This window comes from Stappia sp. G46H5W, assembly GCF_058448995.1.
In genome coordinates this window covers 585,140-604,923 of the sequence record NZ_JBZFLL010000002.1, presented here as the reverse complement: position 1 = coordinate 604,923, position 19,784 = coordinate 585,140, and the positions used below count along the sequence as shown (strand labels likewise).

The 19,784-nt window shown below is 66.9% G+C and carries 14 protein-coding genes and 1 pseudogene; 3 read left to right on the top strand and 12 right to left on the bottom strand.

Annotation, left to right across the window (positions count from 1 at the left end; genetic code table 11):
- Nucleotides 1-1,168: 1,168 nt before the first annotated feature.
- From ACVJ6E_RS08490 to ACVJ6E_RS08475, 4 genes are all read right to left on the bottom strand, one after another.
- A complete protein-coding gene (locus ACVJ6E_RS08490; protein WP_371811383.1) occupies nucleotides 1,169-1,891 on the bottom strand; it encodes an ABC transporter ATP-binding protein in 723 nt (240 codons plus the stop codon).
- Nucleotides 1,888-3,186 carry a lipoprotein-releasing ABC transporter permease subunit gene (locus ACVJ6E_RS08485; RefSeq protein ID WP_208996634.1) on the bottom strand — a complete coding sequence of 433 codons (1,299 nt, stop codon included), beginning with the start codon at nucleotides 3,184-3,186 and terminating at the stop codon, nucleotides 1,888-1,890. Before ACVJ6E_RS08485 ends, ACVJ6E_RS08490 begins: the two co-directional genes overlap by 4 nt.
- A 110-nt stretch (nucleotides 3,187-3,296) precedes the next feature.
- Nucleotides 3,297-4,625, bottom strand: coding sequence for a proline--tRNA ligase (proS, locus tag ACVJ6E_RS08480; protein ID WP_120267870.1), 1,329 nt, complete (start codon nucleotides 4,623-4,625; stop codon nucleotides 3,297-3,299).
- 604 nt (nucleotides 4,626-5,229) lie between these two features.
- Nucleotides 5,230-5,877, bottom strand: coding sequence for a hypothetical protein (locus ACVJ6E_RS08475; RefSeq protein ID WP_491676424.1), 648 nt, complete (start codon nucleotides 5,875-5,877; stop codon nucleotides 5,230-5,232).
- A 141-nt stretch (nucleotides 5,878-6,018) separates the two neighbouring features.
- Between ACVJ6E_RS08475 and trmFO the strand changes: the two are divergent.
- A pseudogene (gene trmFO / locus ACVJ6E_RS08470) lies at nucleotides 6,019-7,432 on the top strand (methylenetetrahydrofolate--tRNA-(uracil(54)-C(5))-methyltransferase (FADH(2)-oxidizing) TrmFO).
- A gap of 102 nt (nucleotides 7,433-7,534) precedes the next feature.
- Here the strand turns inward: trmFO and ACVJ6E_RS08465 are convergent.
- The 6 genes from ACVJ6E_RS08465 to yajC all read right to left on the bottom strand — a co-directional run bounded on the left by ACVJ6E_RS08465 (nucleotide 7,535) and on the right by yajC (nucleotide 14,007).
- Nucleotides 7,535-9,421, bottom strand: a complete 1,887-nt coding sequence (locus ACVJ6E_RS08465; RefSeq protein WP_147421825.1) for a mechanosensitive ion channel family protein — start codon at nucleotides 9,419-9,421, stop codon at nucleotides 7,535-7,537.
- Nucleotides 9,422-9,610: 189 nt separating this feature from the next.
- Nucleotides 9,611-10,489 carry a phytoene/squalene synthase family protein gene (locus tag ACVJ6E_RS08460; RefSeq protein ID WP_120267868.1) on the bottom strand — a complete coding sequence of 293 codons (879 nt, stop codon included), beginning with the start codon at nucleotides 10,487-10,489 and terminating at the stop codon, nucleotides 9,611-9,613.
- Between the two features lie 82 nt (nucleotides 10,490-10,571).
- Nucleotides 10,572-10,970, bottom strand: a complete 399-nt coding sequence (locus ACVJ6E_RS08455) for an Mth938-like domain-containing protein (protein WP_120267867.1) — start codon at nucleotides 10,968-10,970, stop codon at nucleotides 10,572-10,574.
- Nucleotides 10,971-10,993: 23 nt separating this feature from the next.
- Nucleotides 10,994-11,965 carry a protein translocase subunit SecF gene (gene secF, locus ACVJ6E_RS08450; protein WP_120267866.1) on the bottom strand — a complete coding sequence of 324 codons (972 nt, stop codon included), beginning with the start codon at nucleotides 11,963-11,965 and terminating at the stop codon, nucleotides 10,994-10,996.
- A gap of 18 nt (nucleotides 11,966-11,983) precedes the next feature.
- Complete coding sequence (secD, locus tag ACVJ6E_RS08445; RefSeq protein ID WP_120267865.1) at nucleotides 11,984-13,594, bottom strand: protein translocase subunit SecD; 1,611 nt, start codon at nucleotides 13,592-13,594, stop codon at nucleotides 11,984-11,986.
- A 77-nt stretch (nucleotides 13,595-13,671) separates the two neighbouring features.
- Nucleotides 13,672-14,007 (bottom strand): preprotein translocase subunit YajC, encoded by a 336-nt coding sequence (gene yajC, locus ACVJ6E_RS08440; protein WP_120268354.1) that lies wholly within the window; start codon nucleotides 14,005-14,007, stop codon nucleotides 13,672-13,674.
- A gap of 254 nt (nucleotides 14,008-14,261) precedes the next feature.
- Here yajC and ACVJ6E_RS08435 point away from each other — a divergent pair, with 254 nt between their 5' ends.
- Nucleotides 14,262-15,158 (top strand): ATP-binding protein, encoded by an 897-nt coding sequence (locus ACVJ6E_RS08435; RefSeq protein ID WP_120267864.1) that lies wholly within the window; start codon nucleotides 14,262-14,264, stop codon nucleotides 15,156-15,158.
- A gap of 132 nt (nucleotides 15,159-15,290) precedes the next feature.
- On the top strand, nucleotides 15,291-16,325 hold the full coding sequence (locus tag ACVJ6E_RS08430; RefSeq protein WP_208996672.1) for an alpha/beta fold hydrolase: 1,035 nt from the start codon (nucleotides 15,291-15,293) through the stop codon (nucleotides 16,323-16,325).
- A gap of 31 nt (nucleotides 16,326-16,356) precedes the next feature.
- On the opposite strand, the gene ACVJ6E_RS08425 is transcribed toward ACVJ6E_RS08430, so the two are convergent.
- Both ACVJ6E_RS08425 and ACVJ6E_RS08420 read right to left on the bottom strand, forming a co-directional pair.
- Nucleotides 16,357-16,890, bottom strand: a complete 534-nt coding sequence (locus tag ACVJ6E_RS08425) for a DUF2155 domain-containing protein (RefSeq protein ID WP_067215300.1) — start codon at nucleotides 16,888-16,890, stop codon at nucleotides 16,357-16,359.
- Between the two features lie 28 nt (nucleotides 16,891-16,918).
- A complete protein-coding gene (locus ACVJ6E_RS08420) occupies nucleotides 16,919-19,762 on the bottom strand; it encodes a valine--tRNA ligase (RefSeq protein WP_120267862.1) in 2,844 nt (947 codons plus the stop codon).
- Nucleotides 19,763-19,784 lie beyond the last annotated feature (22 nt).

The window sequence follows — 19,784 nt, the reverse complement described above, 5'->3', positions numbered from 1 at the left end:
CCAGATATGGGCACGCCATGCACCGCCAATTGACGGGACCGGCGAGAACCGCCGGCGGACGGCAAGCCTGTCAGATGGTCAGGCGGTCAGCAGCTCGGCAATAGCGCTGCTCCAGAGCAGCATCGTGGTGCCGAACAGGGTCAGCGCCGCCAATGCGGCCAGATCCTGAAAACTGTCGCGGAACTCATCGAACATGGTAGCCTCCCTTGCCCAGGAACTCTCGGTGAACTCTCGATAATTCGAGTATGTTCACGTTTTGTTCTTTTCGCAACCCCCGTCATTCTGGCGGCACGACTCATGGTTAGCGCACGGTTAAACCGGGTGCAGGATCGAGAGTGAGGGCGCGGGACAAACTCGGCCGGCATGAGGCGGGATGCCTCTCCTGGCGTCTTCCCGGACGAGGCCGAAGGCCGACGATCCGGGACCGGCGAGCCACGACGCTCGTGGCATGGTTCCGGAGCGCACCTCATACACCCTCGGCTCTCCGATCCCGGCTCGGCGCTGACGCGCCGTCCGGGATGACGAAAGGAGAGTCCGTGCGTGCGGGATGACGAAGGAGAGGTTTCGGTATCATCGCCGCCGCTCTGGAAGCCAATAGGCCCCGGATCTCGCGATGCTCGTCCGGGGTGACGGCAGAGGGATCCGGTTGACGGCAGAGGGGATGCGGGGTCGCGCCTCTCTCTCAGGTTGTCATCCCGGGCAAGCGAAGCGCAGAACCGGACCCATTGGCACCCTCGGCGGGCATGAGGCGGGATGCATCTGCCTGGCGTCTTCCCGGACGGCGCGTCAGCACCGAGCCGGGATCAGGGAGCCAGAACCGTGTTGTTCGGGAGTGCCTTCGACGGGCCCTCGGCTCGCCGGTCCCGGGTCGCGGCTTCGCCTTGCCCGGGATGACGAAAGGAAAGGCTGTGCGTCCGGGAGGATGAAAGAGAGGCGAGTGCCGGATGCAACCGGGATAGGCGCGGGAGAGGCTCGGGTCGCACGATCTGGGGTTACTGGGTCCCGGTCTTCGGCTTTGCCGAAACCGGGACGACAGGCCGAGTGTGGGTGCGCGTCGACGTGTCCTCACCACCGCTCTGGAAACGAATGGACCCCGGCACGCGCTTCGCTTGGCCGGAGTGACGGCCGAGGGGACGGGGTGACCGCGGAGGGATCTGGGTAACGGGCGTCAGAGTTCGATGATCTGCTGGTCGCGCAGGGTGATGCGGCGGTCCATGCGGCCCGCCAGCTCCATGTTGTGGGTGGCGATCAGCGCGGCAAGGCCGGAGGCGCGCACCAGCGCCACCAGCGCATCGAACACATAGCTGGAGGTGCCCGGATCGAGGTTGCCGGTCGGCTCGTCGGCCAGCAGAACGCGCGGCGCATTGGCGACGGCGCGGGCAATGGCAACGCGCTGCTGCTCGCCGCCCGAAAGCTCGGACGGGCGATGGCTCGCCCGGTTGCCGAGGCGCATGTAGTCGAGCAGCTGGCTCGCCCGCTCCTCGGCCTCGCGCTTGTCGAGCCCGCGGATCAACTGCGGGATGACGAGGTTTTCCAGCGCCGTAAACTCGGGCAGCAGGTGGTGGAACTGGTAGACGAAGCCGAGCTCGGTGCGGCGCATGCGCGTGCGGTCGGCGTCTTCCATGCTGCCGCAGGGCCGCCCGCCGACATAGACCTCGCCGCTGTCGGGCCGCTCCAGCAGCCCGGCGATGTGCAGCAGGGTCGACTTGCCGGCGCCCGACGGCGCGACCAGCGCAACGAGTTCGCCCGGATGAAGCGCAAGGTTGGCGTCGATCAGAATATCCAGCTGGCCCTCGCCCTCGCGAAAGCTGCGGTTGATGCCGGCAAGCACCAGCGGCAGGTCGCCGAGTGCGTCGATCTGGGCCTGTTCCTGTTCGGGAGCCATGGTCATTCGTATCTCAGCGCCTCGACCGGGTCGAGCCTGGCAGCCCGCCAGGCGGGATAGAGGGTCGCCAGCAGCGACAGCACCATCGCCATCACCACGACGGTGAAGGTCTCGCCCGTGTCCATGTCGGCCGGCAGGCGGCTGAGGAAATAGAGCTCGGGCGAAAACAGCTCGGTGCTGGTCAGCCAGGAAATGCCCTGGCGGATGCTCTCGACATTCAGGCAGACGACGAAGCCGAGCAGGAAGCCGGCCAGCGTGCCGACGATGCCGATGCTGGCGCCGGTGATCAGGAACACGCGCAGGATGGTGCCGCGCGTCGCGCCCATCGTGCGCAGGATGGCGATATCGCGGCCCTTGTCCTTCACCAGCATGGTCATGCCGGATATGATGTTGAGCGCCGCCACCAGCACGATCAGCGTGAGGATCAGGAACATCACGTTGCGCTCGACCTCGAGCGCGGAGAAGAAAGTCATGTTGCGCGCGCGCCAGTCGCTGACGAAGGCGGGCCGTCCCGCCCCCTCCTCGACGGCGGTCCGCATCGGCCCGACGCTGTCGGGATCGTCGGTGAAGACCTCGATACCGGTGACGATGCCCTCCTGGTTGAAGAAGAGCTGCGCTTCCTCCAGCGGCATGAAGGCGATGGTGCCGTCGTATTCCGACATGCCGATCTCGAAGATCGCGCGCACCGGATAGCCTTTCACCCGCGGGGTGACGCCGAGCGCGGTGACATTGCCGCGCGGCACGACCAGAGTGACGGTGTCGCCAACGGTGACGCCGAGCTGGCGGGCCATGCGCGTGCCGATGGCAAGGCCGCCCGCCGTGTCGAAGCCTTCCAGCGTGCCGACGCTGACCGTGCTGGCGACCAGTGGCAGCTTGACCATGTCGGCCTCGCGCACGCCGCGCACCAAGGCGCCGAACGCGCCCGAAGGACCGGAAATCAGCGCCTGCCCCTCGACGAAGGGCAGCGTGAAGGTGACGCCCTCGAGATTCTCGATCCGGGCGGCGACCGCATCATAGTCGTCGAGCTCGCTGCCGATGGGCTGCACCAGCAGATGACCGTTGATGCCGAGGATCTTGGACAGGAGCTCGCCGCGGAAGCCGTTCATCACCGCCATGACGATGATCAGCGTCGCAACGCCCAGCATGATGCCGAGAAAGGAGAAACCGGCGATAACAGAAATGAACGTCTCGCGGCGCCGCGAGCGGAGATACCGCCCTGCCAGCATCCATTCGAACCGGGCGAAGGCCGGCGTGTCGACGGACTTCGCCGACCCGGCCCCAGGCTTTGCGGCTGCGTTCATTCCGATTCCCTGTGCCAGTCACAACCGAGCGGTCTTGCCCGGGCAGTCTCGTCCGGCGGCGGAGCGCCCGCCACCTGAGGGGATGCCGGCCCCGCAGGGCCGGCCCCTGGTCAGGACGCCAGCTCGCCGACGAGACGAGTGACAGCCTCCTGTGGCGAAACCGTGCTGCGCTCGCCGCTTGCCCGGTTCTTGAGCTCGACCACGCCTTCCTTGAGGCCGCGCGGTCCGACAATAAGCTGCCACGGCAGGCCGATGAGGTCCATTGTCGCGAACTTCGCACCCGCCCGGGTGTCGACGTCATCCACAAGCACCTCGATGCCGGCGGCCGTCAGCTGGCGCTCCAGATCGGCGCAGGCCGCATCGGACTCCGCATCGCCCGGCTTCAGGTTGATCAGACCCACATGATACGGGGCGACCGAGGCCGGCCACTTGATTCCCGCCTCGTCGTGATGCGCCTCGATGATCGCGCCCAGCAGACGCGACACGCCGACGCCGTAGGAGCCCATGTGCACCGGCACCTCGACACCGTCGGGCCCGGCGACCTTGGCGCCCATCGGCTCGGAATACTTGGTGCCGAAATAGAAGATGTGGCCGACCTCGATGCCCCGCGCCGACATGCGCGCATCTTCCGCGATCGCCTCGTAGGCGCTGGCGTCGTGCATCTCGTCGGTCGCCGCATAGGGCGTGGTCCAGGCATCGATGACCGGGCTCAGATCGCTGTCGAAGTCGGTGTCCTCGCCCGGAATCGGCAGGTCGAGGATCGCCTTGTCGCAGAACACCTCGCTCTCGCCGGTGGAGGCCAGGATGATGAACTCGTGGCTCATGTCGCCGCCGATGGGGCCGGTATCGGCGCGCATCGGGATCGCCTGCAGGCCCATGCGGGCGAAGGTGCGCAGATAGGCGACGAACATGCGGTTGTAGGCATGGCGCGCGCCTTCCTTGTCCAGATCGAAGGAATAGGCGTCCTTCATCAGGAACTCGCGGCCGCGCATGATGCCGAAGCGCGGGCGCACCTCGTCGCGGAACTTCCACTGGATGTGGTAGAGGTTCATCGGCAGGTCTTTGTAGGAGCGCACCGAGGCCCGGAAGATGTCGGTAATCATCTCCTCGTTGGTCGGCCCGTACAGCATCTCGCGCTCGTGCCGGTCGGCGATGCGCAGCATCTCCTTGCCATAGGCATCATAGCGCCCGCTTTCGCGCCACAGGTCGGCCGGTTGGATCGTCGGCATCAGGAGTTCCTGGGCACCGGCCCGGTTCTGCTCCTCGCGCACGATCTGCTCGATCTTGCGCAGGACCCGCAGGCCGAACGGCAGCCAGGCGTAGATGCCGGCCGCTTCCTGACGGATCAGACCCGCGCGCAGCATCAGCCGGTGCGAGACGATCTCCGCCTCCTTCGGCGTTTCCTTGAGAATGGGAAGAAAGGTGCGGGACAGGCGCATCGGCGTGCTTCTCGGACTTCTTTGGCTGGCAGGAACGGCGCGCGAGTGCAACGCCTGAAGTTTGCGCAGTGAAAGCGCATGCGCCCGGAAAACACAAGTCCCGCCGGCGCGGAAGATGGCGCGAAACCGCGAAAATCGCGCGACCCGTTTTCAGCCGCGCGACTTCAACCCCCACCCCGCAAAAAAATTGGGCTGCTCTTGCACAAAATGGTGACAAGAGGATAACGATGCGTTATGGTCCGTCCTCATAAGAAGGCAAGAAGCCGTAAGGCTTACTTTGCCAAAAAACAGACATCGCGGTCTGAGTCTTGGGAGGAAGAGCCTTCTGGCGCGTCGTAACTGACTGCTGCCCGCCGAAACAGATCTTTTTTGCCTTTGGCGAACGAAGGTGCGATACGCGAAACCTGAAAAGCAAGGCCTAGTGCCTTGCTTTTTTTCTTTTCCGAACCTGTTTGACCTCAAAACATGCTTGCGCCTTACTCACGACACGCAAGCTGGAGGTCGCTTTCGCCTGGAAAAAAGCGAAAGCGACTGCCTGCAGATCTTGCAAGGTCCCTTTGCGGAAACTGGTCCCGGTGCCCTGCGGAAAATCGGGAGGGCGGCGTCAGCTGCGCTCGGCGAACCAGGCATCGAGCGGCATGACCACCGGCTTGATGCCGTTTGCCTCCGGCCAGGAATCGACCGCGAAGGCCGCACCGCCCCTGGTCTCGCGCACCACCGCGGTTGCATGCGGATAACGGCCGTCGAGGAAGAAGCCGCGCGCCACCGGACTCGCCACCTGATGGTGAGCGAGATAGCCGGCGCGGGCCAACACGCTCAGCACGCTGGTCGTGTTGGTCGCCTCGTCGATGCAGTCCATCTGCCCCGGCACGCCGGCATTGTGCAGATCGTAGCCGCCGACATCCTTGTCCGAGCCGACGACCGGGCCGATGGTCCGTTCCGACCAGGCGATGGCCTCGGCAATGGCGGCGCGCTCGGCCGCGGGCGACTTGCGCCCCTTGGCCAGGATCGCCTTGAACCGGCGCATATGGGCGGGCGAGAAATCGAACGGCGTCTTCCGCGCGCAGCCGAAGGCATGGCAGACATAGATGCGGGTGCCCGACGGGGCGACGGCCCCGCGTGCCGAGTACCAGCCGCCGATATTGCCGGAGGCCTGTCCGGCACAGCCGGCCAGCAGCAGGCCGGCGAGCGCCAGCAGCACCTTGCCGCGCGGCGCCATGCCCCGCCGTTTCGCGTCCGCATCCCGAATCATTGCGCTCCCCTGACCGTTGTCCCCTCTGTTATCCTTCCTGCGTTTGCCTGATGGAAGGGGACGCGCTAAGTCAGCGCCTTGAAACGGACACGCCCGGCCGGCATTTGCGGCGGGAAACGACAGCGCGGAGAGTGAAGCGTGATGCAGCCAGTTCATGTCATCGGCGGTGGCCTTGCCGGTTCGGAGGCAGCCTGGCAGCTTGCCCGGCGCGGCGTGCCGGTGGTGCTGCACGAGATGCGCCCGGTGCGCGGCACCGATGCGCACAAGACGCAGGACCTTGCCGAGCTGGTCTGTTCCAACTCGTTCCGCTCGGACGATGCGGACTACAACGCCGTCGGCCTGCTGCATGCCGAGCTGCGCGCCGCCGGCTCGCTGATCATGGCCAGCGCCGATGCGCATCAGGTGCCGGCGGGCGGGGCGCTCGCGGTCGACCGCGACGGCTTTGCCGCCGCCGTCACCGCCGCGCTGGAGGCCCATCCCCTGATCACCATCCAGCGCGAGGAGATCGCCGGCCTGCCGCCCGCGGACTGGGACAGCGTCATCATCGCCACCGGACCGCTGACCTCGCCTGCCCTGTCGCAGGCGATCCTGGAGGCGACCGGCGAGGACGCCCTCGCCTTCTTCGACGCCATCGCACCGATCCTGCATTTCGACAGCGTCGACCTCGACACCTGCTGGTTCCAGTCGCGCTACGACAAGCCCGGCCCCGGCGGATCGGGCAAGGACTACATCAACTGCCCGATGGACAAGGCGCAGTACGAGGCCTTCATCGACGCCCTGATCGCCGCCCCCAAGGCGGAGTTCAAGGAGTGGGAGGAGAACACGCCCTATTTCGACGGCTGCCTGCCCATCGAGGTGATGGCCGAGCGCGGCCGCGAGACCCTGCGCCACGGGCCGATGAAGCCGATGGGCCTGACCAATGGCCCACAAGCCGGATCAAAAGCCCTACGCGGTCGTCCAGCTGCGCCAGGACAACGCGCTCGGCACGCTCTACAACATGGTCGGTTTCCAGACCAAGCTGAAGCACGGGGCCCAGCTCGAGGTGTTCCGGATGATTCCGGGGCTGGAAAACGCCGTCTTCGCGCGGCTCGGCGGCCTGCACCGCAACACGTTCCTCAACTCGCCGAAGCTGCTGGACGGCACGCTGCGGCTGAAGGCGCGGCCGGCGCTGCGCTTTGCCGGCCAGGTGACGGGCTGCGAGGGCTATGTGGAATCGGCGAGCGTCGGCTGCATGGCGGGCCTGTTTGCAGCCGCCGAACGGCTCGGCGAGGCCTGCACCCCGCCGCCGGCGACCACGGCGATGGGCGCCCTGATCGACCACATCACCGGCGGCCACATCCTGCGCGAGGAGCCGGGCCCGCGCTCGTTCCAGCCGATGAACGTGAATTTCGGCCTGTTCCCGCCCATCGAGGCGCCGAAGACCGACGAGGACGGCCGCCGGCTGAAGGGCAAGGACAAGACCAAGGCGAAGAAGCTGGCGATGACCCGCCGCGCGCGCGAGGACTTCGGCCGCTGGATTGCCGGCACCGTACCCGTGCGCGACGCCGCCGAGTAGGCGAAAGCGGCCGCGCACAAACAAGGCATGCCGCGCGACGCCGCCGAGTAAGCGGAAGCGGCGCGCAAAAGACGACGCATGTAGTACCAGACCGGCGACCGCTCAGGCCGCCGGGGCGGCCTGCATGCTGTCCTGCGCCGCCGGATCGCCCGAACGCGCCTCGGCCTTGGGCAGCCCGCCGTCGCGGCCGAAATAGGTCGTCGTCGAGGGGAATGCGAAATCGGAGCCGTGCGCCCGCACGATGGTGCCGATCTCAACCAGAAGCTCTTCCTGGATCGTGAGGAACTCGACCCGGTCGGCCGTCGAGATGTAGGTGAACAGCTCGATATCGAGCGAATAGGCGCCGAAGCCCACGAACGAGACCCGCAGCGCCACCTGGTCCATGACCCTCGGATGCCCCATCAGGTAGCTGCGGATCGCATCGATCACGGCAAGCATCGCCGTGGATTCGGTCTCGTAGCGCAGGCCGAGCGTGTGGCGGAACAGCAGACGGTCCCGCCGGCTGAAGTTGACGATCTTGCGCCTGGCGAGATCGGAGTTCGAGACCGTGATCAGCGTGCGGTCGAGCGCGCGAATGCGCGTGGAGCGGATGCCGATGGCCTCGACGGTGCCGGCAAGCCCCTCGAACTCGCAATATTCCCCCACCCGCACCATCCGGTCGGCGTAGAGGATGACGCCGCCGATGAGGTTTTCCAGCGTCGGCTGGGCGGCAAGCGCAACGGCCAGGCCGCCAACGCCGAGGCCGGCGATAACGCCGTAGACCGGAATGCCGATCCGGGTGGCGCCATAGCCGAGCAGTACGACGGCGAGCGCGAAGCCGACCAGCCGGAAGGCCGAGAGCAGCAGGCTGGAATCGAGGCTTGCGGCCGGCACGGCCGGGTTCTTCATCACCCAGCTCGCCAGCAGATCGACGGACTGATAGGCGAACCAGGCAACGCTCGCCCACTGCAACGCCTCGCAGACGGCGCCGACGACGATCATCGGATCACCGGTGATGTTCACCTGGACCTCGGCCAGATACCGGAAGGCGAGCGCCGTCAGGAACAGGCAGAGCGGATGCTGCATCCGCCGCAGGCGGCGGCGCACGTCGGAGAGAGGCACCGCCCGCCAGCGGTTCCAGCGCTGCAGCCCGAGCGGAACGGAAACGGCTACGGCAACAAGCAGCGCCAGCGCGATCCACTGCCAGACAGCCTGGTTGCCGAACTGGCCGCGAAGCCAGTCCGGCCCGGCAAGAATGAGATCGTACCAGCGCGGCGCTACGAGAGTGCCGGGCGTGTAAATGTAATAGGCATAAAGGTCCTCGCCGGAATCCGAGCGCGAGGGAAACAGCTTGACCGCCTCGTAGTCCTCGGGGATCCGGGCAACCGTCTGGCGGGAGACAAGGTAGCGGACCTCGCCCTTCTCGGTCCCCACCTGGGCGATGACGAGATCCGTGCCGGGCAGCGTCCAGCGGGCCGGCAGGTTGGCGGCCTCCTGTGCATCCAGGAAAGTGCCCGCCGCCTCTCCCGGAACGTTGTCGAGATCGGGCAGATAGATGCGGTCCAGGATCTCCTGGAACTGGAGCGTGATTTCCACGGCGGTGCTCGCACGCGCCGTCTGCGGGATATCCGAAAGGTCGAAGACCTCGCCCGCCTTGTCGATGAACATCCGCACGACGGCGAGCTGCCGGTGCTGCTGTTCGGAGAGGAAGAAGTTGCCGCTGCCCTGGAAATCGTCGCGCACTTCGATCCAGAGCCGGCTGGCCTCGTGCATGAGCAGGAGGAAACTCTCCAGCGCAGCGCGCGGGCTGGATGTGTCCGGCGGGGCGATGGGATAGTCGCGGAACAGGCGCTGAAGATCGGGAATGCGGCTCCTGATCTCGCTCTCCACCTCCAGGGAGGAGCTCTCGCCGGCCTCGCTCGGAGCGCCCTGCTGCTGCAGCGGGGCCTGCTGGGCCGGGGCTTGAAGCCCGGCATCCTGTGCCCCTGCAGGACCGGCAAGCGGCCCCACGACGACCAGCAGAAGCGCCAGGGCGCCAAGCCAGGCAAACCGGCGTCCGCATGCCGACCGACATCCGTCTGTACCGCTTCGCAAAATATTGTCCCCGCCCAAGCCGGCTGCCGCCGATTTCCGAACCCGGCGGAGAGCCTGGAGGAGAAAGCTGAAGTCGATGTTAAGGGCGCCGGGCGCCGACCAGCCCTAGCCGATGGAGGTGCGACTGCCCTTGCACGCGCGGCGCCACGAGCGCCACAGGATCCAGTGCTTGGCCAGCGGCGACAGATCGACCACCGAGTTGAGCGGATCCTCGCCGCGCCGCTCGATACGCGACAGCAGCGGCTCGGCCAGACACACCGGCAGGAAGGCGGGGATCGCCTCGCGCGGCAGCTCGGCAATGCGCTCGCGCAGGGCGCCGAGATGCTGGCGGGCGATGGCGACCAGATCGGCGACGGCCGCCTTGAGCTCCGGTGTCGCCTCGCCCGCGAACACGCGCTCGCGGTCGACGCCATGCGCGTCGAGCAGGTCCCCCGGCAGGTAGAGCTGGCGGCGGCGGGCATGCCAGGGCAGCGCGCGCAAAAGGCCGGTGATGGCATAGGCGACGCCCGCATGGCCGGCCGCCTCCGCCGTGCCCGGATCGCGCCCCTGGCACAGGATCATCGCGGCCAGCTGGATCAGCACCGACGAGGTTTCCCCCGCATAGCCTTCCAGATCGCCGAGCGTCGGCATCGGATCGTCGTAGAGATCGAAGACCCGCGCATCGATCAGGTTGATGAAGGGTGCGAGCGGCAGGGAATTGGCGGCAATGGTCTGCCGGATGGCGCCCGCGACCGGATGCTGGTCGACATCGGCGCCCGCCGGCGCCTCCAGCGTGTCCCGCCACCACTGGAAGCGGATCTCGCCGGGCATGGGATCGGAGACGATCTCACGCGCCCGCGCGATCTCCATGTTGAACGCATAGAGCGCGGCAAGCCCGTCCCGCGACGCTCCACCGGTGTAGAGCAGCGACAGGTAACGGTCGAAGTCGAACTTGCGCACGAGAGAGAGGCAATGGCCGTCCCCCGTGCCATCCTTGGCCCACATTCAGGGACACCTAGCGCGCGAACGGGAAATGGGGAGGCCGGAACCGGCAGAAGAGAGCAGAACGGCAGCCGGCCGGAGCCGGTCAGTCGACCGCAAGCAGGACCGCGGCGACCGCCCGGTCCTCGGAAAGAAGCACATTGTAGGTCCTGACTGCCGCGCCGGTGGACATCGGATCGGCCATGATGCCGGCTTCCCGCACGGCCGCGCGCAGGTCGGCGGTCAGCGGCACGAGATCCGCCCCGGTGCCGACCAGCAGCACCTCGATATCCGCGACCTCCTGGAAGACGCGCTCCAGCGCCTGCCGGTCGAGCTGCTTCGGCGGCAGGTCGGCAAAGCCGTATATGCCGCTGGGAACGCACAGGATCGAGCCGCGATGCGACATGCCGGCAAAGCGGAAGCCGCCATTGCCATAGGCCTCGATGGGAGCCCGGCCGGGAAAATGCGCGTCGCGAATGACGATGCCCTGTCCACGGCCGGCCATGTGCGGAACTCCCTCGCCTGCGGTCAGGCGGAGGCGGCGGAGCCGCCCGCCGAGGCCTTGCCCTCGCCGCCGTCCGGCGTATCCCCGCCCTCGCCCGCGACGCTCGTCGGACGCAGGTTCAGCAGGATCAGGAACGGCGCGGCCAGGAAGACCGACGAATAGGTGCCGATCACGACGCCGAAGATCATCGCCAGCGTGAACGAGCGGATCACCTCGCCGCCGAAGAAGTACAGCGCAGCGAGCGCCAGCAGCGTGGTCAGCGAGGTCATCACGGTACGCGACAGCATCTCGTTGATCGAGCGGTCGAGGAGCTCGGGCAGCGGCTGCTTCTTGTACTTGCGCAGGTTCTCGCGCACCCGGTCGTAGACGACGACCGTGTCGTTCAGCGAATAGCCGATGATCGTCAGGATGGCCGCGATGCTCGACAGCGAGAAGTCGAGCTGCAGCACCACGAACAATCCTATCGTGACGACGATGTCGTTGATCGTCGTCAGGATCGCGCCGACGGCGAAATGCCACTCGAAGCGGAACCAGATGTAGAACAGGATGACGAGCAGCGAGGCGACGACGGCGATCAGGCCGGCCTGGGCGAGTTCGCCGGACACGCGCGGGCCGACGACCTCGACTCGGCGGAACTCGACGCTCTCGGCGAAGCTCTCGCGCACCAGCGACACGACCGCCTGCTGCGCCATCTCGCCGCCTTCCGGCTGCTGTACGCGCACCAGGACCTCATCCGGGCCGCCGAACTGCTGCACCTGGACGTCGCCGAGGTTGAGCGTGCCGAGCTGGGTGCGGATCGAGGCGATGTCGGCGGGCGATTCCATCGTCTTCATCTCGAAAACGGTGCCGCCGCGGAAGTCGATGCCGAAGTTCAGGCCGACCGAGAAGAACAGCGCGATCGAGGCGAGGAACATGACCGCCGACAGCGGATAGGACACCGTCCTGAACCGCATGAAGGCGATGTGGGTGTTTTCCGGGACAATCTTCAAGAGCATGGTCTTTTCTCCCGGCGCTCAGAGCGTCAGTTTGCTCGGGCGCTTCCAGCGCACCCACAAGGACACGAGCAGGCGCGACACCGTGAAGGCCGAGAAGACCGTCGTGAAGATGCCGATGGCCAGCGTCACGGCGAAGCCGCGGATCGGGCCGGAGCCGAGCTGGAAGAGGATGAGCGCCGCAATGAGCGTCGTGATGTTGGCGTCGAGGATGGTCCCCAGCGCCCGCGAATAGCCCGCGTCGATGGCGCTGATGGCGGACCGGCCGGCCCGCAATTCCTCACGGATACGCTCGAAGATGAGCACGTTGGCGTCGACCGCCATGCCGATGGTCAGCACGATGCCGGCGATGCCGGGCAGCGTCAGCGTCGCCTGCAGCGTGGTCAGGGCGCCGAAGATCATCACGATGTTCGTCACCAGCGCGATGTCGGCGATGACGCCGAACCGGCCATAGGCGAGGATCATGAAGACGATCACCAGCGCGCCGCCGATGAGCGCGGCGATGCGGCCGGCATCGACCGAATCCTGGCCGAGGCCCGGACCGATGGAGCGTTCCTCCACCACCGACAGCTTGGCCGGCAGCGCGCCGGCCCGCAGCAGGACGGCGAGGTCGTTGGCGCTCTCGACGGTGAAGTTGCCGGAAATCTGGCCCGAACCGCCGGTGATCGGCTCGCGGATGACCGGCGCCGAGATCACCTCGTTGTCGAGCACGATGGCGAAGGGCCGGCCGACATTGCGCTGCGTGGCGACCGAGAAGGTGCGCGCGCCAGAGGTGTTGAAGCGGAAATTGACCACCGGCTCGTTGTTGCGCGAATCGAAGGTCACCTGCGCGTCCACCAGGTCCTCGCCCGACAGAAGCGGGGCTTCCTCGAGGAGATACGGGAACGGCGGATCGTCCATCGAGTACATGACGACGGTCCCGACCGGCGGGCGGCTCTGCAGCGCCTGCTCCGGCGACATCGACTGGTCGACCATGTGGAAGGTCAGCTGCGCGGTCTGGCCGATCAGCTCCTTCAGGCGCTGGGGATCGCCCTCGCCCGGCGCTTCCACGAGGATGCGGTCCTCGCCCTGGCGCTGGATGCTCGGCTCCGTCGTTCCGAACTCGTCGAGGCGCAGTCGAATCACCTCGATCGACTGCTGCACGATGGTGCTGATGCGCTGCGTCAGCCCGTCCTCGGTATAGGTGAAGCGCACCAGGCCGTCGTCGGCCACGTCGATGGCGAACTCGTTGACGGTCTGGCCGCCGAACAGGTTGGTCACCAGCGGGTTGGTCAGCTCGCTCAGCCGGGTGCGGGCATCGGCCAGCCGAGCGGTGTCGCGGATGCGCACCTGCACGCCGTTGCCCTGCACGCCGAGGCCCGTATAGCCGATGCGCGGCTCGTCGCGCAGCTTCTGGCGGATGTCCCCTTCCAGCGTCTTCAGCCGCTTCTGGACATAATCGGCGCGGTCCACCTCGTAGAGGAGATAGGCGCCGCCCTGAAGGTCCAGACCCAGGACGATCTGGCGGGAGGGCAACCAGTCCGGCAACGCGCGCAAGGCCGCAGGCGACAGGAAGTTCGGCAGGGTTGTGAGCGCCCCGGCGAGAATGACGAGGACGATCAGCGTGACCTTCCAGCGTGCGAAATAGAGCATGACGTTGCCGTTTCTGGTGTTACGGCGGGCCGCCCGATGACGCCCCGCCGAACTGGGAAAAGGTTAGACCCGAAAGGTCAGCCGTTGTCCTTGACGGGCTCGGACTTGGACCGGACTTCCGTGATCATGCTGCGCACGGCGCGCACCTTGAGCCCTTCGGCGAGTTCCAGCTGCACTTCGCCGTCGTCCACCACCTTGGAGACCTTGCCGATCAGCCCGCCGGCAGTCACGACCGTGTCGCCGCGGCGCAGGTTCGAGACCATCTCCTGGTGCTGCTTCATGCGCTGGCGCTGCGGACGGATGATCAGGAAATACATGATCACGAAGATCAGAACGAACGGCAGCAGCGACATCAGAATATCGGTCGAGCCGGCGCCGCCGGCTCCCTGCGCATAGGCGGGCGAAATCAGCATGTACATCTCCCTTAGCCGCCCGTGTATCGCGTTTTCGCGATTACTCCACGAGGCCGGCTCCTGAATGAAAGTCGCGCGGACTATACAAGTCGCGCCGGTCTTTGCAAGACGAACCGAGCGGTTCGCGGCCAGCTTCCGCCGGTGTTTTCCCGGCTTTGGCGCGGCCTTCGACCGTGCTAGGAAATCCTCCCGCACTTCTGCTGCCGGTCATCTTGACCCGGCGGCCCCCATCACAAAAGACCCACGGCACAGATATGGATCCCGCACAGCAGTACAAGACCCAGGTCGACCAACTGGCCAGCCGCCTCGACACGTTGATCGAGCTGATCTCCCGCGCGGTGCCGCCGGCCCGCCCCGCCCCGGACTTCACCGCCGCAGACGCCTTCGTCTGGCAGGCCGACACGGGCTCGCTCGAGCCGGTGGAGAAGGTGAACCGGGTGGATATCGGCCTGCTGCAGGGCGTCGACCGGGCGCGCGACCAGCTCGTCGACAACACGATGCGCTTCGCCAGCGGCTTTGCCGCCAACAACGTCCTGCTGTGGGGCGCGCGCGGCATGGGCAAGTCGTCGCTGGTCAAGGCGACCCACGCCCATGTCAACGCCGAGCTGGCGCGCCGCGGCGTGCCCGAGCGGCTGAAACTGATCGAGATCCACCGCGAGGACATCGAGAGCCTGCCGGCCCTGATGAAGCTGGTGAAGGCTGGCGGCCACCGCACCATCGTCTATTGCGACGATCTCAGCTTCGACAGCGGCGATGCCTCCTACAAGTCGCTGAAGGCAGCGCTCGACGGCGGCATCGAGGGCCGGCCCGACGCGGTGCTGTTCTACGCCACCTCCAACCGCCGCCACCTGTTGCCGCGCGACATGATCGAGAACGAGCGCTCGACAGCGATCAATCCGGGCGAGGCGGTGGAGGAAAAGGTCTCCCTCTCCGACCGTTTCGGCCTGTGGCTCGGCTTCCACAAGTGCAGCCAGGACGAGTTCCTGGCGATGATCGACGGCTACGTGACGCATTACGGCCTCGACTACGACCCGGCGACCTTGCGCGCCGAGGCGCTGGAATGGTCGACCACCCGCGGCAGCCGCTCGGGCCGCGTCGCCTTCCAGTTCATCCAGGACCTGGCCGGCCGGCTGGGCCGCAGCCTCGCCTGACGGCAGCCTTGCGCAAAACCGCAGGTTGAACAGAAGTCATCCCGTCCCCACCTGCCCGACACGGACGGCGGAACCAATGGGGACGGGATGCAAAAGCCGGCAAGAACGAACCGCAGGCGCATCGTGGTCGCGATGCTCGCCCTTCTCGCCCTCGTTGCCGCTGGCCTCGCCCTCGTTTCGGGCCTTTCGGACTTCGATCTGGACGGGCGCAGCCAGCGGGAGCTGACGTTCACGAGTGCCGGCGCAACGCTGTCCGGCACCCTGGTCCTGCCGGACGGCGCGGGAGAGCGCCCGCAGGCGGTGGCCCTGCTGGTGCATGGCGACGGGCCGCAGGACCGCTGGTCGAACGGCGGCTATCTCCCCCTGATCAACGCGCTGCTCGATCGTGGCATCGCCGTCTACACCTGGGACAAGCCGGGCATCGGCGCCAGCACAGGCGACTGGCTGGGCCAGTCGATGCAGGACCGCAGCGAGGAAGCGCGCGCCGCGTGGGCGGCGGTTGCGCAGACGCTGCCACAGGCGCGCGGGCGCATCGGCTTTCTCGGCTTCTCGCAGGCAGGATGGGTGCTGCCGGCCTTGGCCGCGCAAGAAGGCCCCAAACCGGCATTCTTCGTGCTGGTGGGCGGGGCGGTCAGCTGGCAGCGGCAGGGCGACTATTTCACCGCGCGCCGGCTGGAGGCCGAAGGGCGGACGCCGGAGCAGATCGCCGGGCAGCTGATCGAGACCGAACGCAGGGAGGAAGAGATGTTCTCCGCCCTCACCGCCGGCACACTACCCGAGGCCGAGGCCGCAAGGGCGATGGGCATGACGGTGGAGCGCATCGCCTTCATCCGGCGCAACCGCCATGCGGACGCGAGCGACGCCATCGCGCAAGTGGATGCACCGTTCCTGGCCGTGTGGGGAAATGAGGACCTCAATGTCGACCCGCAGGCGAATGCGGGCGACTACAGGCGGCTGCTTCCCCCCTCGCCGCACCACCGCGTGGAGGTGCTGCCCGGCGCGACGCACGGGCTGCTTAAGGCAAGCCTTTTCGGCTACCAGCTTGCCGACCAGATGCCCTGGTACACCAAGGGCGCCTTCCTTCTGCTCGGCCGAAAAGCCTATGCTGACGGCGCCATTCCCCTCATCGGTGACTGGATCGAAAAGACGGTGAAAGGCGCAAGCTGAAGCCCCTGAGGCCTTCGTCAGCGCCCTTCCCTCACATCGGTGGCTTGAGCCGCGGAAGCACCTGTTCGGGGCCAAGCTCCGGCTTGGTGCCGGCCAACGGATCCTCGCCGGCCGCCGCCTCCGCCGAGATCGGCGGGCCGCTGTAGTTGGGCGGCGGGGCAACGGTGGAGGACTGCTTGCAGTCGGTCAGCCACACGTCATAGACGGCGTGCTCGACCGCATGCAGGCCCGGGCTCGCCGCAAACATCCACCCGGTAAAGATCCGCCGAACCTCGTTGTTCAGCGTGATCTCGTCCACCTCGACGAAGGCCGTCGTCTGCGGCGCCTCGGTCTCGGGCCGGGTGTTGCACTCGCGCGGGGTCACCTGCAGCGCGCCGAACTGCACCGTCTCGCCGATATAGACATCGAAGCTGATGATGCGGCCGGTGATCTTGTCGAGGCCCGAGAACACGGCGACCGGGTTCTCGATCTTTTCGGCAAGGGCCGGCGACAGGCCCGTCATCAGCACCATCGCCGCGCCCGCCACACCGGGCAGGAAGCTTCGCAACTCCGCAGCCAGCTTCATCCGCACTTCCCTCGCTCAGCTTGCCGGATCACGCATGCGACAGATCGGCAAGACGCTTGCGCGCATCGACCACCTTGTCGCGCAACTCGACGAGTTCCGCCCGCTTTTCCTGTTCCGCGACAACGATCTCTTCCGGCGCCTTGGCGACGAAAGCCGGATTGCCGAGCTTCTTGTCGATCCGGGCGATCTCGCCGTCCAGCCTGGCTTCTTCCTTGGCAAGCCGGGCCGCCTCGGCACCAAGATCGATGAAATCGGCAAGAGGAAGGCAGAAAACCGCCTCTCCACTGACAATCTGCACCGAACCGCGCGGCGGGGCATCGGCAAGCGAAACGCTCTCGGCCCGCGCCAGCCGCAGGATCGCCGCCTCGTGGGTGGCAAGCCGCTGGCGGGTGACCTCGTTGGCACCGGTAACGACCAGCGGCACGCGGGCGCCGGCCGGCACGTTCATCTCCGCCCGCACCGAGCGGATCGAGGTGATCAGATCCACCAGCCAGTTGATCTCGGAGGCCGAGGACTGGTCGCCGCCGGCGGAAACCGGCCAGCGGGTGTGGACGAGCAGCCGCTCGCGGGTAGCCTCAGCGTCGCCCTCGACGGCACGCGCCCACAGCTCCTCGGTCATGAACGGCATGAACGGGTGCAGGACCTTGAGGACCTCGTCGAGAACCCAGGCGGCCGTGGCGCGGGTTTCCTCGCGGGCCTCCTCGCTGCCCTCGCCGAAGATCGGCTTGGCCAGTTCCAGATACCAGTCGCAATAGGTGTTCCAGACGAAGCGATAGGCCGCGCCCGCCGCCTCGTTGAAGCGGAAGCCCTCGAGCGCCTCGGTCACCTCGGCGATGCAGCGCCCGGTTTCGGTGACGATCCAGCGGTTGACCGTCTCGCGCACCGCGACCGGATCGAAGCCGGCGGGACGCTTGCCGCCGTTCATCTCCACGAAGCGGGCAGCGTTCCACAGCTTGGTGACGAAGTTGCGGTAGCCGGCAACGCGGCCCGTCGCCAGCTTGATGTCGCGGCCCTGGGCTGCCATCGCTGCCAGCGTGAAGCGCAGCGCATCGGCACCGTACTCGTCGATCAGGGCGAGCGGGTCGATGACGTTGCCCTTCGACTTAGACATCTTCTGGCCCTTCTCGTCGCGGACCAGGGCATGGATGTAGACCGTGTGGAAGGGCTCGGTCTTCATGTAGTGATCGCCGAGCATCATCATCCGGGCGACCCAGAAGAAGATGATGTCGAAGCCGGTGATCAGCACGCTCGTCGGGTAGTAGTTGGCCAGTTCCGGGGTCTTGTCCGGCCAGCCGAGCGTGGAGAACGGCCACAGCGCCGAGGAGAACCAGGTGTCGAGCACGTCCTCGTCGCGGTAGAGCGCAACCGCGCCCTCCCCGCCGGCATCCCAGCGGGCAAGCGCCGCTTCCATGTCGATCACCTCGACATCGCGGGCGTAATGGCTGCGCGCGGCCGCCATCGCCTCGTCCTCGCTGCGCTCGACGAAGATCTTGCCGTCCGGGCCGTACCAGGCCGGGATGCGGTGCCCCCACCACAGCTGGCGCGAGATGCACCAGGGCTGGATGTTCTCCATCCACTCGTAATAGGTCTTGTCCCAGTTGCGCGGGACGAAGTTGGTCCGCCCCTCGCGCACGCTGGCGATCGCCGGCTGGGCCAGCGTCTTGGCATCGACATACCACTGGTCGGTCAGGAGCGGCTCGATCGGCACGCCGCCGCGGTCGCCATGCGGGACCATGTGCGTGTGCGGCTCGATCTGGTCGAGCAGGCCAAGCTCCTCCATCCGCGCAACCAGACGCTTGCGCACGTCGAAGCGGTCGCAGCCCTCGTAGGCCGAGATCGTCTCGGACAGCTCGGCGCTTTGCGCGACGCCCTCCAGGAACTCCGGGTTCTCGGCAAGGCGGACCTTCGCCTCGCGATCCAGGACGGAGATCATCGGCAGGTCGTGGCGACGGCCGACCTCGAAGTCGTTGAAATCATGCGCCGGGGTAATCTTGACCGCACCCGAGCCGGCATCCGGATCGGCATAGTCGTCGGCGACGATGGGAATGCGGCGGCCGACCAGCGGCAGCACCACATGCTTGCCGATCAGGCCCTTGTAGCGCGGGTCCTCCGGGTTCACGGCAACCGCCGTGTCGCCGAGCATGGTCTCGGGCCGGGTCGTGGCAACAGTGATGTAGTCGCGCGTCTCGAACTCGGTCGGGTTGCCATCCTCGTCCCAGGCGACCGGCGCCTGGAACGTCTCGCCGCCTTCCAGCGGATAACGGAAGTGCCAGAGATTGCCCTTGATCTCGATCTGCTCGACCTCGAGGTCCGAGATCGCGGTCAGCAGCTTCGGGTCCCAGTTGACCAGCCGCTTGTCCTTGTAGATCAGCCCCTCGCTGTAGAGACCGACGAAAACCTCCAGCACGGCGCGGGACAGGCCCTCGTCCATGGTGAAACGCTCGCGCGACCAGTCGCACGAGGCCCCCAGTCGCTTGAGCTGGTTGATGATCATGCCGCCGGATTCGGCCTTCCAGTCCCACACGCGCTCGACGAAGGCCTCGCGGCCCATGTCGCGGCGGCCCGGCTCCTGGCGCTCGGCCAGCTGGCGCTCGACGACCATCTGCGTGGCGATGCCGGCATGGTCCATGCCCGGCTGCCACAGCACGTCGCGCCCGCGCATGCGCTCGAAGCGGATGAGAATGTCCTGCAGCGTGTTGTTGAGCGCGTGGCCCATGTGCAGGGAGCCCGTCACGTTGGGCGGCGGGATGACGATCGAATAGGACGCTGCGCCCGGCTCGGCGCCGGCTCCCGCCTTGAAGGCATCCGCCTCGTCCCAGGTCTTGGCGATCCTGGGTTCGACTGTGGCAGCGTCGTAGGTCTTGTCGAGCATCGGTTTTCCCGGGGATTTGAGA